This is a genomic window from Legionella micdadei (assembly GCF_000953635.1).
In the GTDB taxonomy this organism is placed as follows: Bacteria; Pseudomonadota; Gammaproteobacteria; order Legionellales; family Legionellaceae; genus Tatlockia; species Tatlockia micdadei.
The window spans coordinates 3,252,495-3,270,301 of record NZ_LN614830.1 but is presented as its reverse complement, the minus strand read 5'-3'; the positions used below and the strand labels follow the sequence as shown (position 1 = coordinate 3,270,301).

The following is a 17,807-nucleotide window of genomic DNA, read 5'->3' as shown; positions in this document are numbered from 1 at the left end:
TCTTAGGCACAGCGAAGGATCTAAGCTTGTACAAAAAATTACTCCGTGTTCTAGGGGGCAACCATTTCCTCAGGCTTAACATACTCGTTAAATTGCTCAGCCGTTAGAAAGCCTAGCTTAACTGCGGCCTCCTGCAAAGAGATGTTTTCATGATGTGCTGTCTTAGCAATTTTAGCCGCCTTATCATAACCAATATGCTGGTTAAGCGCAGTCACTAACATCAAAGAATGATGCAAGTAATAATCAATGACAGTGCGATTTGCTTCCAGTCCCTCAACACAGAATTCCCGGAATGAACGGCACGTATCCGCTAAAAGATTTAATGAGTGCAGCACATTAAAAATAATGACCGGCTTAAAGACATTAAGCTCAAAATTACCTTGGCTGGCCGCAACGGCTACTGCCATATCATTTCCCATGACTTGCGCGCAAACCATTGTCATGGCTTCGCATTGAGTGGGATTAACTTTGCCGGGCATGATGGAGGAGCCAGGTTCGTTTTCCGGCAGAATCAATTCACCGATGCCACAACGCGGACCTGAGCCGAGCCAGCGAACATCATTAGCAATTTTCATTAATGCACAAGCTAATGCTTTGAAAGCACTATGAGCCATAACTAAAGGTTCATGTGAAGCCAAAGCGGCAAATTTATTCGGTGCGGAGGTGAAAGGAAGCTTGGTGATTGCCGCTATATTTGCCGCTGCTTTCACTGCAAACTGAGGATGGGTATTTAATCCTGTACCTACTGCAGTACCACCTAGTGCCAGTTCATACAACTCAGGCAGAGTTTGTTCAATGCGTTGCATGCAGGCATCTAGCTGCGCTATATAACCTGAGAATTCTTGTCCTAGCGTTAGAGGAACAGCATCTTGTAAATGAGTGCGGCCAATTTTCACGATGTCCTTAAAGCTACGCATTTTTTCGGCTAAAGCTTCACGCAAATCGCGCACGGCAGGTAGAAGTTTTGCATGAATAGCCATTGCCGCAGCGATATGCATTGCCGTTGGGAACGTATCATTTGATGATTGTGACATATTGACATGATCATTGGGATGAATGGGTGTTTTACTTCCCATGGTTCCGTTAGCCATTTCTATCGCACGGTTGGAAATGACTTCGTTTGCATTCATGTTTGACTGAGTACCGCTTCCAGTTTGCCAAACATGTAAAGGAAAATGTTCGTCTAATTTGCCTGAACATACTTCTTCAGCGGCTTTAATAATTAGCTCAGCCTTCTCTTGCGGGAGCTTGCCTAATTCAAGGTTGGTTAAGGCGGCTGCCTTTTTCAATATACCAAACGCATGAGTGACTTCACGCGGCATGATATCGCGGCCAATATTAAAATGATGGAGGGAGCGCTCCGTTTGCGCCCCCCAGTAACGGTCAGCAGGGACAGCGATTTCTCCCATACTGTCTGTTTCAATGCGAGTTTTACTCATAGTGCGTCGTCCTCTGTAAAAGTAATAGAGTTAGGTCTAAAAAATAAAGCGCTAAAATAGCACCAAGATTTTTTGCCGTATAGTAAAATTAAAATCTAAATTCGTTTTTTAGTGAGCCATTTGTGAGAGAAATCCGTATATACCAGGCTGGTCCTTATCACTCAGGCCAAACTATAGAGCTGTCACCCGAAGCCGGTCAACATGTAGGTGTTGTTTTGCGAATGCAGCCAGGAGATAAGATCACTTTGTTTTATGGTGATAATCGTGAATTTGATGCCATTTTGGTTGCAGTCCATAAGAAAAAAGTCAGTGTTCAGATTACTGCCGAACGAGAAATGAGTCGAGAGTCGCCAAGAGTCATCCATCTGGCACAAGCAATTTCCAAAGGCGAACGGATGGAGTTTGTCATGCAAAAAGCAGTGGAGTTGGGGGTGGCAAGCATAACCCCACTGATTACCGCACGGTCGGTAGTTAAATTAGATCAAGCAAGAATGGAGAAAAAGCTCAGCACTTGGCAAGCGATAGCTATAGCCGCTTGTGAGCAATCAGGACGTAATCAAATTCCTAAAGTGAAAGCGGCATTAACTTTGGAAGAGTATTTGCAAACAAACGTGGGGCAACTAAAATTCGTGCTAGACCCAAAGGGCGCTAATACCTGGCGAGATTACCATTTTAATCAATCTGAGCTTGCTCTACTTATCGGCCCGGAGGGTGGTTTTAGTCAAGAAGAGCTTAGGCAAATTTTCTCCGCTGATTTTAAACCATTAAGCTTAGGTCCGCGGATATTACGTACCGAAACCGCGGCAATAGTTGCGCTGAGTGTGTTGCAAGCTGTCTGTGGTGATCTATAATGTCCTGAGGTCACCTAATTTAATCAACCGAGGTTTCATTCATGAGCGCTAACATAAAGACAATAACTGACTCTAACTTTGAGCAAGAAGTATTGAATTCGGGTAAACCGGTCTTAGTCGACTTTTGGGCAGAGTGGTGTGGTCCCTGCCGAGCATTAACGCCAATCCTGGAAGAAGTCGCAGCAAACCATAGTGAGAATGTTGTCTTTGCAAAAATTAACATTGACGAAAACCCACAAACACCATCCAAATATGGGGTCATGAGTATCCCTACCCTTATCCTGTTTAAGAACGGTCAAGTAGAAGCTGTAAAAATGGGCTTGCTTTCAAAATCACAGTTAAGTGCGTTTGTTGAAAGCAATGTGTAAAGATTATTCATTTTTTTCTCCTTTCAGCTTATAATTTAAGCTGAGGAGAGAAAAATTAGTGGATCTCCTTAAAAAGCTGTGTTAGGCTGTTGTCTCAAATGTGTAGCCATTTTCTCAAGGTTGCCACTTCAAATTGCCCATTTCGCTGTACAACTGGGATTTTGTCAAACACAATCGTTGATAAGCAGTTGTCCTGATAGGGTGATAAATCTGGAAGATTTTGAGAGATTGTCTGTGGACTGGCTATAGATTAAGCCTACCCTGTTTGGGTTTAGCACAAACGGCTAATTCTCTGATAGAGGCTGATCTACAATGTGGACAGCGGCTTTCTAACCTGTCCTTCCAATATTAAATTATCCCGGAAATTTCATTTCGTTTAACCAACACATCAAGTGAGAAGTATGAATCTTAGTGAACTTAAGCAATTACCCATTGCCGAACTCGTCAATATCGCACAAGAAATGGGGGCTGAAAACACTGCCCGCATGCGCAAACAAGATATTCTTTTTGCTATCCTCAAAGCTCATTCACACAAGGGTGAAGATATTCTTGGTGGAGGCGTTTTGGAAGTATTGACCGACGGTTTCGGTTTCTTGCGTTCTGAAGATGGATCCTATCAAGCAGGTCCTGACGATATTTATGTTTCCCCAAGCCAAATCAGACGCTTTGGGTTACGTACAGGGGATACCATAACAGGTAAAATTCGGCCCCCGAAAGATAATGAGCGTTACTTCGCTTTATTAAAAGTCGATCAAATTAACTTTGATTCACCGGAAAGTGCAAAACGTAAGATTTTATTTGAAAACCTTACGCCGTTGTTTGCAACAGAACGTCTAGTTATGGAGCAAGGCAATGGCAGTACAGAAGATTTAACTGCTCGAGTCGTGGATTTATGCGCTCCATTTGGTCGAGGTCAACGCGGCCTTATCGTTTCTCCGCCGAAAGCAGGTAAGACCTTAATGCTGCAAAATATAGCGCATTCAATCGAGAAAAATTATCCAGATTGTTATCTAATTGTACTTTTGATTGATGAGCGTCCCGAAGAAGTAACTGAAATGCAGCGTTCGGTTAAAGGTGAAGTCGTCGCAAGTACTTTTGATGAGCCTGCTAACCGTCACGTACAAGTTGCAGAAATGGTCATCGAAAAGGCGAAGCGATTAGTTGAGCATAAACGGGATGTGGTTGTTTTATTGGATTCAATTACCCGTTTAGCCCGAGCTTACAACACCGTGGTTCCGTCATCAGGGAAGGTCCTGACTGGAGGTGTTGATGCCAATGCCTTGCAAAGACCTAAACGTCTTTATGGTGCTGCGCGTAATATCGAAGAAGGTGGCAGTTTAACGATTATTGCAACCGCGCTTGTTGATACCGGTTCGAAAATGGATGAGGTTATTTACGAAGAGTTTAAGGGAACCGGTAATATGGAAATCCACTTAAGCCGTAGTATAGCTGAGCGCCGAGTCTTCCCTGCAATTAATATCAACCGCTCCGGTACCCGCCGTGAAGATCTCTTACTAAGCCCAGAAGAGTTACACCGCACTTGGATTCTCCGCAAAATTCTGCAGTCCATGGACGAATGCGATGCAATTGAGTTCTTGCTGGAGCGTATGAAGAATCATAAGACCAATGCCGAGTTCTTCGAGGCAATGAAGCGGCAGGAATAGGAAAAGGACTAGGGAGTATTGGCAATTCGCTAGATAGTAGAATTGCTACCCCCCTTAATCACCGAAATTAATTTTCTTACAGTTTTTCATGAAATATGCTGACTTACGCGATTTTATTGCTCAATTAGAAACGCGAGGATTGCTAAAACGCATTGACTACCCAGTTTCCCCTCATCTTGAAATGACGGCAGTGAGTGATAGGGTTTTGCGTGCAGGCGGTCCTGCCTTGCTTTTTATGAATCCTAAATCAGGTTCTATGCCAGTGCTCACTAATTTATTTGGTACTGTTGAGCGTGTTGCACTTGGGATGGGAGAAGAGACCATCCTGGCTCTGCGTGAAGTAGGTAAACTGCTTGCGGCATTAAAAGAACCAGAACCGCCCAAAGGGTTTAAAGATGCTTTTTCCAAGTTACCCTTACTTAAGCAAGCGCTTAATATGGCACCAAAATATGTGAGTGATGCCGCTTGCCAAAAATACGTTTGGGAAAAAGAAGACGTCGATTTAACCCGCTTACCTATTCAAACTTGTTGGCCAGGTGATGCAGCACCACTTATTACATGGGGTTTAGTGACTACCAAAGGACCGCACCAAACACGAGAAAATATGGGAATTTATCGCCAACAATTACTGGGCAGAAACAAGCTCATCATGCGTTGGTTATCCCATCGTGGCGGGGCTTTGGATTATCAAGCTTGGCAGCAAGAGTATCCTGGCGAACGTTTCCCTGTTGCAGTCACTTTAGGTGCTGATCCTGCGACTATTTTGGCAGCCGTCACGCCTGTTCCTGATACGTTATCCGAGTATGCTTTTGCTGGTTTGTTGCGTGGTCAACGAACACAGCTGACTCGATGTTTAAGTCATGATTTGCATGTACCGGCTAGTGCAGAAATTATTCTAGAAGGATACATCGAACCAGGAGAAGAGGCACCTGAAGGACCTTTTGGTGATCACACGGGTTATTATAATGAAGTGCAGACCTTTCCAGTTTTCACTGTTGAGCGGCTTACCCACAGGGAGAAACCTATTTATCACAGCACTTACACAGGGCGTCCACCCGATGAACCAGCTATTTTGGGTGTAGCCCTCAATGAAGTATTTATCCCCTTGTTGCAAAAACAATTTCCTGAAATTGTCGATTTTTATTTACCGCCAGAGGGTTGTTCTTACCGTTTAGCAGTAGTAACCATCAAAAAGCAATACCCAGGGCATGCAAAACGGGTCATGATGGCAGTTTGGTCTTTCTTAAGACAATTTATGTACACTAAATTTGTTATTGTCTGCGATGATGATGTTGATGCACGTAACTGGCAAGACGTAATTTGGGCAATAACTACGCGCATGGATCCTTTACGCGATACGGTCTTAATTGACAATACTCCGATCGACTATCTGGATTTTGCCTCTCCCGTTTCCGGGCTCGGCTCAAAAATGGGTATGGATGCTACCTCAAAATGGCCAGGTGAAACCCAACGGGAGTGGGGAAAACCAATTACAATGGATGAAGACGTCTTACAACGAATCAATAATTATTGGCCAGAACTGGGATTAGATTGATGAAAAGAGCAGAGTGAGCTACTAGTATGAGTATCAAATCAGTTCGAGCCCAAGTTGACAGCATTGTCCCGCTTACTGATAGTATTTTGCAGCTTATTCTTGCGCCAGAGCACTATATTGATTATCAAGCAGGCCAATATTTGGAAATTGTCTCCGATGGTGAAGCGCTGAGTTATTCAATAGCAAATGCTCCTTTGGGCTCCCATAAATATGAGTTGCATATTCGCCATAGTGCAGATAATTTGTATAACCAGCACTTACTCTCTGAAATCAAACAATCTGGTGTCGTAACGATCCGTTTGCCGCTAGGGGATTGCTATCTGAATAAATTAGATGAAAGTAAACCTATTTTATTTATTGCAGGGGGCACTGGGTTTGCGCCAATTAAGGCGATGATAGAGCAGTTATTAGCAACAAGTGATAAACGTGCTTTCGAGTTATTTTGGGGAGCACGTTCGCAAAGCGATTTATATATGAATGAAAAGGTAAGCCATTGGCAATCACATGTTGCCCAGTTTCGCTACTTCTCTTTATTGTCAAATAGTTCAAAGGATACGCTAGCATCGATCGTGCTTGAACAGCATCAAATGGATCTTAAAAAATGGCAATTCGTCATTGGCGGCCCCTTTGATATGGTTTATGCCACAAGGGATGTTTTAGTTGCTCGAGGCGTCTCACCAAAACAATTATTTTCAGATGCCTTTAGTTTTGAAAAAAAGGGGATTAAGTGATGGAAACTTTGTATCAAATACTCGGACTTATCGCAGCAGGCCTTATTGTTTGGTTATTGTACCGCACAATAAAAGGGCGGCCTGAGCAATTCAGCCGAGAAAATCTCAGTAAAAGCTTTACGACAATGGGTTTTTTAGGTCTTATTTTAATCGCCTTCATCGCCTTTTTGGTTTTTATGCTTCGCCATTCCTGATTAAATTTTAAGATCTAATGTCGACTTGTGATCGCATGATACCTCCCTTGGTGTTCATTCAGGTATTGTTTAATTTGTGGGTTATCAATGGCAAGTTCGCTGGGGTCACTTTTTAAAAAGCATTCTTCGACATAAGTCATTTGATTACTGCCATCCACCAGCAAACGATACCAAGGGTTTCGAGTAGCAAATTCGTATCTATTCGCCCGAGGATTATAACGACCAGAAGCTTGAAAAAGAGGGTCAACATCAACGATAACGGCGCGGTAACCTAATTTTAGGTGTATTACACAATCACCTACATTAAATTTTGCCATTTTTTTCATCATGGTCTCCTGGTTTTAACCAGCTTGCTTACCACTTCAATATCGGTAAGTTTCGAGAAACCTTGAATGGTACCCCAAGAATCTTTCTGCGGTGTGTTAATGCGTAAGCGATAAGGTGATCGTCAACTAATTTTATCTTCCCTAAGCTTTACGGGTGAGATAACGCATAGTATGCCAAGAGTTTTCTCCTACGGTATCATAAAGCTTGCTTAATTCTTTTAAATCAAGATGAATATATAACGGGCTACTGAATCCTATGCCTAGGAAGATACAATCGACATTCCCTTGCATGATTTGGGATAAAACATAATCCTGATCAGATTTCAGAAGAATTTCTACCAAACCTGGGCCTTTAATTGGTGAGGCCAGCCCAGTTTCTAGGTGATAGATGCCTTGTCGTTGCGAAAGAATAAGGCAAGAACGTTTTGATTGCGTATGCTTTTTAATAAAAGCAAGCTCGTCAGGGACTGAAGCACAATTATTCGAGTGGCGTGTACTAAACTGGTGGATCATGTCCCTTGTCATTCGGGGCATTTGAGCCATAAATTTGATGCTGCAAATGAGTAAAAAACTCATTGCGGCAATGGGCAATGCGATTTGGGAGAGCGGCAACCTTCGCTCTTGAACGCCTTTAAGAACAGAATCCGCTGTAATCGTTAAGACTAAAATTGCAGGCCAACACACATTGATTAAATTATTTACATGAGAGCGGCCCTGGTAATAGACAAAAATACCTACTCCAAGCAGACATAGGTATAAAATAACCTCGGCACGGATACTTTCCTCAGAGCGCTTGAACCATACAGTTAATGTAAGAATAATGCCTAGTAAATAGAGGCCTAAAACCGACATCCAGGGGTGAATTTCACGCGGGATAGGCAACATGGCAAATCCCATACTATAAAACAGTTTTTGATAAGCAAATTGCCATTCCAAATGCAATGGTTGCTGGGCTTTATACCACATCATGCCTAGCAGAAAACCAATGACTACCCCGGTAATAATGACATGTAGCCCAATGATCGTTGGGTATTTTTTAGCATCAAGTGTATCGGTTTTATCTTTCTTAAATGCTAAGACAACGAATTGCGCGATAAGAAAAGCGGGGAAAGATAAAAAGATGAATAAACCTGTATCTGTATTCCAAAATAATCCAATGGCACTGACTAAAGAGACAACTGAGGCGCGTCCGATTGTTTTGTTACAGCAAAAATAGTAAAAAACAAGAACCGATAGCGCAGGCCAAAAAAATCGAATCGGCCAATATTGAAAATAGCGATCGTGCCATCCCGTGAAATGAATAACGGTGTCAAAGGTCACTAGAAGCAAACTGATGCCACCCAGCGTTAATACAGTTGGATTTTTAACAAGCTTGGTTAGCACAAAAAATAAACCGAGCAGGGAAATGATCTGTAAGCTTGCAAAAAATAGGGTCACGTTTAAAACAGTTGAACCAATTAGTTTAAAAATCGGGGCAATTAATTCAGGGTAAAGGCCATATTGAGAGGGTAAATCCACTAGCAATGTTTTCCCTGCCACTACTTGGCTCAAACTATATACGGCTGCATCCGCGTGAACTATCCATTCCCCAGCATTTGAGACAGAGTTAATACTCGCTATCCGCCATGATAATAATTGGATTAACATGGCTACTATAAAAATTGTCCATGTAATAGCATTGACTCGTGTAGAGGGGTGGGTAGGTGGCTGATTACGGATTCTAAGGCAAAAAAGGGTTGCTAAGCCTAAGCTGAAGAGCAATATTGTTGATTGCTTTTGAATGAAGAACTTCCTGCTGAAAATAATCAGTTGTAAAAAATCAGAGTTATATAAGGGAAGAAATAAAAGAAAAGCAACCAGAAATGGAATGGCGACTGAAAAAATTTTAAGGCTAGTCCATTTATCAAAGTATTCTTGGTGTCGAGCTAGAAATAACGCAAGTATGGGCAAAGTGAATACTAGAATGAGAAAGGTATTGCGCTCAACGGGCTCAGGGAAAATTGAACCAACACGAAATTCTTTAATAAATAGGTCTACATTGACAATGGTATTTTGGGGGAAAAGATTTAGCAGATAAACTAAAGCAAAGACAGCCGGGATAGCGATGCTTAAGACAAGAAGAAAAATGGTTTGGGTACGCAATACGGTTTGATGGTAGTTCGTTTCCACTTTTACTCCTTATTACAAATCATTTATAGTTGTTTGCTATTTACAAATGGATTTAAACCATACCTTATAGGGTTGCGCGAGCCACCATTTTAACGGCACATGCCCATTGTGTTTTTTAATGATTCTAATTGCTTCTTGATAATGGAGACGCCGATTATTCTTTGTTTTTGTGTGATCATGTTCTCGGTTAACCGCGACAAATTCATCCAAAAAATGCAAGGGACCAGAAGTTTTGAATAATCGCCACCATAAGTCATAATCCATCGCCATATGCAAACTTTCATCTAATCCGCCGACTGCTTCCCAAGCGGAGCGTCGGATTAGAGTGGCTGGTTGGGCAATAATACAACGCAAGGCAAGCCGGCGGGGGCTAAAAGGTTCCACCCAAACTGCTTGAGAAGTTTGATTTTTCTCAAGAAAATTCCATGCTTTTCCATATACGGCTGGAGCTGCAGGATAATGACCCATAGCCTCTAACAAATTGGCTAAACTTCCCGGGAGCAACCAATCATCACTGTTTAACCAACAAACGAACTCAGCTTTGCCTTTTGCAATCCCTTCATTAATGGCTGCAGATTGGCCTTGATCAGGATGGCTTCGCCATCCCGCCAGCCTATCTTCCCACTTGCGAATCACATCCACAGAGTTATCGGTTGAACCGCCATCAAGTACATAAACTTCAACAGGAACTTCTTGGGTGAAAATAGAAGTGAGCGCTTTATCAAGAAAGCGCCCTTGGTTGAAAGAGGGTACGGCAATGGTAATTAGCGGTTGATCAAGCATAGGCAATTTGTTCGGTTTTTAAAAAATCCTGATACGTTTTGGCGATGCCATTGCGTAAATCGGTACGGGCTTCCCATCCAAGGGTTCTCATTTTTTCTACATTTAAAAGTTTACGCGGGGTACCGTCAGGTTTAGTTTTATCAAAAACAATCTCGCCGGTAAAACCAACCACATCCATGACAATTTCGGCTAATTCTCGGATGCTAATATCTATTCCTGTGCCAACATTAAATATACCGTTTGCCACTTGTTTTCGCATTAGAAAAACACACGCATCAGCCATGTCGTCAACATAGAGAAATTCACGCATCGGCGTGCCTGAGCCCCACACAATAAGTTGCTTGTCGCCACGAATTTTGGCCTCATGAGATTTACGAATGAGGGCAGGCAAAACGTGGCTATTGTTTAAATCGTAATTGTCGTTTGGTCCATAAAGATTTGTGGGCATCACACTGACATAGTGTGTTCCATACTGGCTGTTGTAGCTTTCACACAACTTAATCCCCGCAATCTTGGCAATCGCGTAAGGTTCATTCGTGTATTCCAGGGGACCTGTTAACAAATAATTTTCTTGAATAGGTTGCGGACAATCCCTTGGGTAAATACAACTCGATCCAAGGAACAGTAGCCGCTGGATCCCTGCTTTCCAAGCTGCATGAATAACATTGGTTTGAATCATCAAGTTATTATAGATGAATTCAGCTCGGTAAGTGTTGTTTGCATGAATACCGCCTACTTTGGCAGCGGCTAAAAAGACGTAATCAGGCTTTTCACGTATGAAAAAATCAGCCACCTCGCTTTGATTAGTTAAATCAAGCTCGTCATGAGTCCGTACAAGTAAATTAGTATAACCAGCCTCTTTTAGTTTTCTTACAATGGCTGAGCCTACCATTCCTCGGTGCCCAGCAACATATATTTTAGGCGTATTCAATGCGGGCTCCTTATTCGTGATAATCGTAAGCCGCAAACCCATGACGCTTAACTAACTCATCACGCTTTGCCGTGTTCAGATCTCCATGCATCATTTCAGAGACCAACGACTTAAAACTTGTCTTTGGTACCCAGCCTAGCTTTTCTCTCGCTTTGGTGGCATCGCCTAATAAGGTAGCTACTTCTGAAGGGCGGAAATAGCGGGGATCGACTCGGACAATGACCTTGCCATGCTGGTCAATCCCGACTTCCTCAACACCCTTGCCTTTCCAAGTAATTTTAAGATCAATTTCTGCAGCAGCTGTTTCAAGGAATTCGCGCACACTGTATTGCTCGCCCGTGGCAATCACGAAATCTTCTGGTTCATCTTGTTGCAGCATTAACCACTGCATTTCCACGTAATCGCGTGCATGCCCCCAATCTCGTAGGGCATCAAGATTACCAAGATAGAGACAGTCTTGTAAGCCCAATTTTATCCGTGCAAGGGCACGGGTGATTTTTCGTGTGACGAAGGTTTCCCCGCGAAGCGGACTTTCATGGTTGAATAAAATGCCATTACAGGCATAAATGCCATATGCCTCACGATAGTTAACTGTGATCCAATAAGCATATAACTTAGCAACGGCGTAGGGACTACGTGGGTAGAATGGCGTTGTTTCTTTTTGTGGGACTTCGCGTACCAAACCATAAAGTTCAGAGGTAGAGGCTTGGTAGAATCGCGTTTTTTTCTCAAGCCCGAGCAATCTTATTGCTTCTAATAGACGTAGTGTTCCAATTCCGTCGGCGTTCGCAGTGTATTCGGGTGTCTCAAAGCTGACTGCGACGTGACTCATCGCGGCCAAATTGTAGATCTCATCCGGTTGAACTTCTTGAATTATACGAATGAGATTTGTTGAATCGGTCAAATCGCCGTGATGCAAGATAAAGTTACGATTCGCTGTATGTGGATCCTGATACAAATGGTCAATTCGGTCAGTATTAAATAAAGAGGCGCGGCGTTTAATACCATGCACGATGTAATTTTTTTCGAGTAACAATTCAGCAAGATAGGTACCATCTTGTCCTGTAACGCCTAAAATTAACGCTTTTTTCATTTTTTTCCTTGTGAATCATTTCAAGTTTTGGGAATTATATACTCAAGAAACGCCAAAATGCTATTTTTTAGCCGATTGTAGCGTTTCTTGAGTATTCCTATAACGGTGCTGCTGAAGCCCTTTCATTCTTTTGCAGCCCTATGGACTAGTTAAACCCGTCCGTATTTATCTTGAAAACGTACAATATCGTCTTCACCAAGATACTCACCGCTTTGTACTTCAATGATAACTAAATCAATAACCCCCGGATTTTCTAAGCGGTGCTTGTTGCCTGCTGGAATATAAGTGGATTCATTGGTATTGACAAAAAAAGTTTCTTCTCCATTCACTACTTTCGCCATTCCGCTGACAACAATCCAATGCTCACTACGATGATGATGCATTTGCAAGCTTAAACTTGCCCCAGGTTTCACTTTAATGCGTTTAATTTTAAAACAAGCACCCTCTTCCAAGACGGTATAACTTCCCCAAGGGCGATGCACGGTACGGTGTAGTTTGTGGGTATCGTGACCTTGATTTTTCAATTGATCATAAATGTGTTCAATGTCTTCAGCACGGGATTTATTGGCCACAAGCAACGCATCTGGGGTATCAATAATAACAAGGTCTTTGACGCCTACAGCACCCACTAAGCGGCTATCACTTTGAATATAGCAATTGCTCACGTCATGCAATAATGCCTCAGCTTCTATACGATTACCCTGACCATCGGCTGCCACTAATTCACTGAAAGAATTCCATGAGCCTACTGCGGTCCAGCTAAGGGTGCAAGGGGTGACAGTAACCCGGGCAGGATTTGCCATTAGCACATCTTCTATATTTTTTTCAGGTACATTAGAAAAGCAATTAGGTTCGAGCTCAAGGCGAAGGAAATCTTTTCCTTCAACTTGTTGCGATTGGTCTACGCAAGCCTTAACCGCTGACAAAATATTGGGGCAGTGCTCCTCCATGAATTGTAGGATGGTTCTTGTTTTGAATAGATAAATGCCAGAATTCCATAAAAAACGGTCTGCCTCTAAAAGAGTGGAAGCTTGCTCTAAAGTTGGATTTGGTAGGAAACGAACGGCTTTATCATTTTCAATTTCGATGAACCCATGACCGGTAGCCACGTCCTCAGGTTTGATTCCGAGGACAACCAACTCCCCTTTTGAGGCCGGGACAATCGCCTCAGAAACGGCTTGTTGGAAAGCGTCTTGATCGCTAATTAAGTGATTTGCACCCAATACAAGCATCAAAGTGTCTTCACCGTGTCTTTTAGCGGCGTGTAGTGAGGCTGCAGCAATAGCGGCGGCTGTGTTGCGCCTAAAAGGTTCCAAAATAAAGGAGGTTGAAACGCCGATTTGATTCACTTCGCGAAATTCGTCTTCGATTTTGAAGAAAAGCTCCCGGTTCGTAACAGTGAGTATTTCTTTGATTTCGGGTAGCAGCGCGCTGCGTAAGAATGCTTTTTGCAACAGACTATGCCCATCATCTAGTCGTATAAATGGTTTTGGGTGTGATTCACGTGAAACTGGCCAAAGGCGCGCCCCTTCACCACCGCATAGAATTGTAGGAATTAAATACATTTACTCTCCCTAGTCTCTATTTTTGTTGTTCAGGCATATCGCCCAAATGCTGCTTTAAGTACCGCTTATCGATATTGCTTTGGTATGCGTTTTTTAGCAGGTTTGCTCCAGTTTTCATTCAGATTGGTCAGATAAAAATAAAGACTTAACAAAAATTGCATTACTACCTTATGTGTCGTACTATCCGAACCATAAACTAAGTTCGGCTCTTTTTATCACTCAATTAAGGGTAAGTAAATAGGGATTGATTAATCTTTGCAAAAATAAGATGGAGTTCTACTGATGAGTTTGTTGACTTTTGAACGGTCATTGGCTAACAAGAAAATACTCATAACGGGACATACTGGTTTTACAGGAGGATGGGCTTGTTTGTGGTTACAATCCATTGGCGCAAAAATTGCGGGTTATTCTTTGCCTCCAGATACTCATCCTTCCTTATTTGCAGCTTTGGAATTGGAGGATTCAGTCCCGACGACGTTTGGCGATATTTGTGACTATCCCAGTTTTCTTTCAGCAGTAGAAAAATTCCAGCCTGAAATCATTTTGCACTTGGCAGCGCAGCCTTTAGTACGACGTTCTTACCATGAGCCTGTCCGTACTTTCGCTGTTAACTCTCAAGGTACGGCCCATGTGCTTGAAGCTGCACGATCTGTTAGGAGCGTACGCGCGGTATTATGCATAACCACTGATAAAGTTTACAAGAATAATGAGTGGTTATGGCCTTACCGTGAAGAAGACCCCTTAGGCGGGAAGGATCCTTATAGTGCTTCTAAAGCGGCCGCTGAAATGGTTATTCAAAGTTATGCGGCGTCCTATCCCTGGCAAGAGAATAAGGGACCCGCAATTGCAACGGCCAGAGGGGGGAATATTATCGGCGGTGGCGATTGGTCAGAAGATCGGCTAATCCCTGATTTTGTGCGTGCAATTCTCCAAAATTCTCAACTGACTTTACGCTACCCGCAAGCAACTCGCCCCTGGCAGCATGTATTAGCCTTGGTTCACGGATACCTTATGCTATTAGCCGGATTAGTTTCTGAAGATCCAACTCCTTATGCCCGCGCTTGGAACCTTGGGCCGCAGGATCCCCAAGCGTATTCAGTGAAAGATGTGCTTGAGCTGATGAGCAAACATTGGCAGCGGCCTGAATTGAATTACATGCAAAATCCCCTTCCAGAAGCGAATTCGCTTGCACTGGATAGCACTATTGCAAGGAATGTGCTTAAATGGCGACCCGTTTGGGATACCAAGGAAGTTATTGCCCAAACTGCTGCTTGGTATCGGGACTATTATGCTAATCCTGCGATGGCTCGGGAGATAACGCTAAAACAAATTGATGCGTGGCGGAAGGGAATTTATTCAAACGCCGCAATGGCAAATGATGTGGTTCATGCATAAAAAATGAGTAGAAGCTCAAATTTCCTCGACATTCCCGTGGGCTAGATGGAGAGAGTGAGCTTCAAAAATAAGGTAGACCAAAATCGAGTAATAAAGGACAAGCTATGCTCTTTACCACCCCCATTTTTTTATTCGTGTTTCTTCCTTTATTTTTGCTGGCCTATTATTTTACACCCTCTAAAGGACAAAGCCGAAATTTCATCGCTTTAGTCGCATCGATTCTATTTTTTTCGTGGGGTGAGCCAATTTATGTTTTTTTATTACTGTCGTTTGTTTTTATTGATTACGTGTTATCTAGGGCTGTAGCTGAAACATCTCCATTACCGTTACCGAAAAAAAAAATACTCTTATTTTTAGGAATCAGCATTAATGTTTTTGCATTAATCCTCTTCAAATACACTGGCTTTATCATTAAGGAAGTCTTGCTCCCACTCAATCTTTACAAAGGGACACCCCCTGAATCAACCGGTCCATTACTATTAGGAATCTCTTTTATTACCTTTCATAAAATAAGTTACCTGGTTGATAGTTATCAGGGACGAGCAAACCCGCCAAGAAATTTCTTAGATTGTGCGTTATACATTTTTTTATTCCCGCAGCTGATTGCCGGGCCGATCATCCGATACCATGACATTGGTTCCCAAATCCATCAACGAGTCCATACGAGCTCCCTTTTTTTAATCGGTTGTTTTCGTTTTTGCGTCGGCCTTGCAAAAAAATTATTTATTGCTGATCAAGTTGGACTAATGGCAGATAAAATTTTTGCTTTACCGATGAATCAGCTATCGTCCGCCTATGCTTGGACCGGATCGTTTGCCTATATGTTGCAAATTTACTTTGATTTTTCTGGGTATTCTGATATGGCAATCGGCCTTGGCTACATGATGGGATTTAAATTTCCCGAAAATTTTAATCGGCCCTACATTGCGAAAAGTATTACAGAATTTTGGCGTCGATGGCACATAAGCTTGTCAAATTGGATGCGTCTTTATCTGTATATTCCTCTAGGGGGAAATAGAGTCTCAAAAATCAGAACCTATTTAAATTTATGGATTGTCTTTCTAATTTCCGGATTATGGCATGGCGCAAATTGGACTTTTCTCGCATGGGGAGCCTATTACGGGTTCTTCTTAAGCATGGAGAAATATATTTCAGAAGTATCCCCTACATTTAAAAATTACCTACCTCCTTTATTACGATTTTTAGGGACGATAGTCATTGTTTTATTTGGGTGGGTTCTTTTCCGGTCACCTAATATTTCCTATGCCTTTAATTTTATAAGCCGTATGTTAGGACTAACTCATGAAGAAATATTAACTCAGCCTTGGGGGTTGATCATAGGTAATCGCGGTCTAACTCTCCTGCTTATAGGTGCGGCAATTGCCTTCTTTAATTTACCCCGAAGCAAGCAAACTTCTCAGTGGAGTTATGCTAATGCGGAAGGTGCTCTTGAATATGGCATTTCGAATGTATCGATGCTTTTCTTAGCTGCCTTACTTTTGTTATCGTTATCCGTGATGGCCATGTTAAGCGCTAGCCATACTCCCTTCTTATACTTCAGATTTTAATTATGAAAAATCAATACATAAGAATTTTTTATGCAGTTCTCTTCGTTGGGTTATTAGCATTGCCTGCGCTGGAGTATCATTTTCAATTTATCCCTGAAGGGTTACTTTATGGTTATGTTGAGCCTAAATCAAGCTTGGCCGAGGGAGAGAAACTAAGCTGGTTTAGAAGAACTTTGCAGCAACATTGGGAAGAAAATTTCGATGAACATGTAGGGTTTAAAGCTTATTTTATTCGATTGTTTAATGAGCTAACTTTTCGTTTATTTTCAGAAGCGCCCCGAATCAATTTATACTCGACAAAGCAGCATGGACTCTACAGCAAAATGTCAATTGACAGTTTAAATGACGAGTATATTAATCAAGAAAAATTAACAAAAAACTACATTGCTATGGCAAAAAAGCTTAAAGAACTTCAGCAATTACTGGAGGCCAAAGGGATAAGCCTGCAAGTGGTTATAAGCGGCTCTAAGCCTTACGTCCATTTTGATGATTTGGGAAAACGTTTTCTGGCTTATCCACATGCCGATATTTATTCTAAAATTGCAAGTTTAGGGCACGAGCTTGAGCTAATGGGTGTCAATGTCATTGATTCCGCCCCTTTCTTAAGGCAATTTAATCAAAAAACATCCATTGAAACCCATCCTGATTCTGGTGTGCATTGGAATTACTACGCAGGCTGTGTCGTTGCAAAAACGCTTTTACAAGAGGCTAAAAAAAATATGCCCGACATAACGCAAATCGATTGCGGCAAACCTGTTTATGGAGAACCTCATTGGGTGGATATCGATGGTTTGCTCTTATTGAATATATTATCAAAAGCCCATTTGGATAAGCCTAGTCCGTATCCGACTCCTAGCGCAATTTTGTCTACTCATTTCAAGCCCAAAGTACTTATCGTGGGCGATAGTTTTATGGATCAAATGGTTTATGCTTTAGATGAAGCAAAAGTTTATTCTAAATTAATCATATCGCGTTACTTTATGACACGACAAAAAGGAGTTATGGCTGATAACAATAATCCCACAGATTCCCCTAAACAAATCCAAGAACTGGTGGTTAAGGATGCTCTAGATAGTAATCTTGTCATTTTGCAAATGGTTGATTATAACGTACAAAGATATGGTTATGGATTCATTGAAGCCATGTTGGATGAATTAAAAAATAAAAGTTGACCT

16 protein-coding genes are annotated in these 17,807 nt (G+C 42.1%); 9 read left to right on the top strand and 7 right to left on the bottom strand.

The features are described 5' to 3' along the window. Window positions 1–50: 50 nt before the first annotated feature. Window positions 51–1,439: a class II fumarate hydratase gene (gene fumC, locus LMI_RS14555; protein WP_045100430.1), complete on the bottom strand. Its 1,389-nt coding sequence runs from the start codon at window positions 1,437–1,439 to the stop codon at window positions 51–53. A gap of 122 nt (window positions 1,440–1,561) precedes the next feature. Here fumC and LMI_RS14550 point away from each other — a divergent pair, with 122 nt between their 5' ends. From LMI_RS14550 to LMI_RS14525, 6 genes are all read left to right on the top strand, one after another. Further along, window positions 1,562–2,290, top strand: coding sequence for a 16S rRNA (uracil(1498)-N(3))-methyltransferase (locus LMI_RS14550; RefSeq protein WP_045100429.1), 729 nt, complete (start codon window positions 1,562–1,564; stop codon window positions 2,288–2,290). 41 nt (window positions 2,291–2,331) lie between these two features. Next, entirely contained in the window at window positions 2,332–2,658 is a 327-nt protein-coding gene (gene trxA / locus LMI_RS14545; protein ID WP_045100428.1) for a thioredoxin, read from the top strand. Between the two features lie 401 nt (window positions 2,659–3,059). After that, the gene (gene rho / locus LMI_RS14540) at window positions 3,060–4,322 is read left to right on the top strand and encodes a transcription termination factor Rho (RefSeq protein ID WP_045100427.1); all 1,263 of its coding nucleotides are present in this window, start codon (window positions 3,060–3,062) and stop codon (window positions 4,320–4,322) included. A gap of 88 nt (window positions 4,323–4,410) precedes the next feature. Beyond that, complete coding sequence (gene ubiD / locus LMI_RS14535; protein WP_045100426.1) at window positions 4,411–5,877, top strand: 4-hydroxy-3-polyprenylbenzoate decarboxylase; 1,467 nt, start codon at window positions 4,411–4,413, stop codon at window positions 5,875–5,877. A 26-nt stretch (window positions 5,878–5,903) separates the two neighbouring features. Then, complete coding sequence (locus tag LMI_RS14530) at window positions 5,904–6,608, top strand: NAD(P)H-flavin reductase (protein ID WP_045100425.1); 705 nt, start codon at window positions 5,904–5,906, stop codon at window positions 6,606–6,608. Beyond that, entirely contained in the window at window positions 6,608–6,802 is a 195-nt protein-coding gene (locus tag LMI_RS14525) for a hypothetical protein (protein ID WP_045100424.1), read from the top strand. Before LMI_RS14530 ends, LMI_RS14525 begins: the two co-directional genes overlap by 1 nt. A gap of 14 nt (window positions 6,803–6,816) precedes the next feature. Here the strand turns inward: LMI_RS14525 and hspQ are convergent, their stop codons facing one another. The 6 genes from hspQ to LMI_RS14495 all read right to left on the bottom strand — a co-directional run bounded on the left by hspQ (window position 6,817) and on the right by LMI_RS14495 (window position 13,669). Continuing rightward, the gene (gene hspQ, locus LMI_RS14520; protein WP_045100423.1) at window positions 6,817–7,128 is read right to left on the bottom strand and encodes a heat shock protein HspQ; all 312 of its coding nucleotides are present in this window, start codon (window positions 7,126–7,128) and stop codon (window positions 6,817–6,819) included. Between the two features lie 141 nt (window positions 7,129–7,269). Continuing rightward, the gene (locus LMI_RS14515) at window positions 7,270–9,297 is read right to left on the bottom strand and encodes a hypothetical protein (RefSeq protein ID WP_045100422.1); all 2,028 of its coding nucleotides are present in this window, start codon (window positions 9,295–9,297) and stop codon (window positions 7,270–7,272) included. Window positions 9,298–9,333: 36 nt separating this feature from the next. Next, window positions 9,334–10,080 carry a glycosyltransferase family 2 protein gene (locus tag LMI_RS14510; protein WP_045100421.1) on the bottom strand — a complete coding sequence of 249 codons (747 nt, stop codon included), beginning with the start codon at window positions 10,078–10,080 and terminating at the stop codon, window positions 9,334–9,336. Continuing rightward, entirely contained in the window at window positions 10,073–11,011 is a 939-nt protein-coding gene (fcl, locus tag LMI_RS14505) for a GDP-L-fucose synthase (protein WP_164493055.1), read from the bottom strand. The genes LMI_RS14510 and fcl overlap by 8 nt, the downstream gene beginning before the upstream one ends. A 10-nt stretch (window positions 11,012–11,021) precedes the next feature. After that, a complete protein-coding gene (gene gmd / locus LMI_RS14500; protein ID WP_045100419.1) occupies window positions 11,022–12,104 on the bottom strand; it encodes a GDP-mannose 4,6-dehydratase in 1,083 nt (360 codons plus the stop codon). 149 nt (window positions 12,105–12,253) lie between these two features. Continuing rightward, the gene (locus tag LMI_RS14495) at window positions 12,254–13,669 is read right to left on the bottom strand and encodes a mannose-1-phosphate guanylyltransferase/mannose-6-phosphate isomerase (protein ID WP_045100418.1); all 1,416 of its coding nucleotides are present in this window, start codon (window positions 13,667–13,669) and stop codon (window positions 12,254–12,256) included. Between the two features lie 282 nt (window positions 13,670–13,951). Here LMI_RS14495 and rfbG point away from each other — a divergent pair, with 282 nt between their 5' ends. From rfbG to LMI_RS14480, 3 genes are all read left to right on the top strand, one after another. After that, window positions 13,952–15,064, top strand: a complete 1,113-nt coding sequence (rfbG, locus tag LMI_RS14490; protein WP_197540467.1) for a CDP-glucose 4,6-dehydratase — start codon at window positions 13,952–13,954, stop codon at window positions 15,062–15,064. A 104-nt stretch (window positions 15,065–15,168) separates the two neighbouring features. After that, entirely contained in the window at window positions 15,169–16,632 is a 1,464-nt protein-coding gene (locus LMI_RS14485; RefSeq protein ID WP_045100416.1) for an MBOAT family O-acyltransferase, read from the top strand. A gap of 2 nt (window positions 16,633–16,634) precedes the next feature. After that, window positions 16,635–17,804, top strand: a complete 1,170-nt coding sequence (locus tag LMI_RS14480; protein ID WP_045100415.1) for an alginate O-acetyltransferase AlgX-related protein — start codon at window positions 16,635–16,637, stop codon at window positions 17,802–17,804. The last annotated feature ends 3 nt before the right edge of the window (window positions 17,805–17,807 follow it).

Bases quoted from the DNA above. Each gene is read 5' to 3' on its own strand.
- trxA (WP_045100428.1), top strand. From the start codon at position 2,332: ATGAGCGCTAACATAAAGACAATAACTGACTCTAACTTTGAGCAAGAA.
- rfbG (WP_197540467.1), top strand. From the start codon at position 13,952: ATGAGTTTGTTGACTTTTGAACGGTCATTGGCTAACAAGAAAATACTC.
- hspQ (WP_045100423.1), bottom strand. From the start codon at position 7,128: ATGAAAAAAATGGCAAAATTTAATGTAGGTGATTGTGTAATACACCTA.
- LMI_RS14525 (WP_045100424.1), top strand. From the start codon at position 6,608: ATGGAAACTTTGTATCAAATACTCGGACTTATCGCAGCAGGCCTTATT.
- fumC (WP_045100430.1), bottom strand. From the start codon at position 1,439: ATGAGTAAAACTCGCATTGAAACAGACAGTATGGGAGAAATCGCTGTC.
- ubiD (WP_045100426.1), top strand. From the start codon at position 4,411: ATGAAATATGCTGACTTACGCGATTTTATTGCTCAATTAGAAACGCGA.
- rho (WP_045100427.1), top strand. From the start codon at position 3,060: ATGAATCTTAGTGAACTTAAGCAATTACCCATTGCCGAACTCGTCAAT.
- LMI_RS14480 (WP_045100415.1), top strand. From the start codon at position 16,635: ATGAAAAATCAATACATAAGAATTTTTTATGCAGTTCTCTTCGTTGGG.
- LMI_RS14510 (WP_045100421.1), bottom strand. From the start codon at position 10,080: ATGCTTGATCAACCGCTAATTACCATTGCCGTACCCTCTTTCAACCAA.
- LMI_RS14530 (WP_045100425.1), top strand. From the start codon at position 5,904: ATGAGTATCAAATCAGTTCGAGCCCAAGTTGACAGCATTGTCCCGCTT.
- gmd (WP_045100419.1), bottom strand. From the start codon at position 12,104: ATGAAAAAAGCGTTAATTTTAGGCGTTACAGGACAAGATGGTACCTAT.
- LMI_RS14485 (WP_045100416.1), top strand. From the start codon at position 15,169: ATGCTCTTTACCACCCCCATTTTTTTATTCGTGTTTCTTCCTTTATTT.
- LMI_RS14495 (WP_045100418.1), bottom strand. From the start codon at position 13,669: ATGTATTTAATTCCTACAATTCTATGCGGTGGTGAAGGGGCGCGCCTT.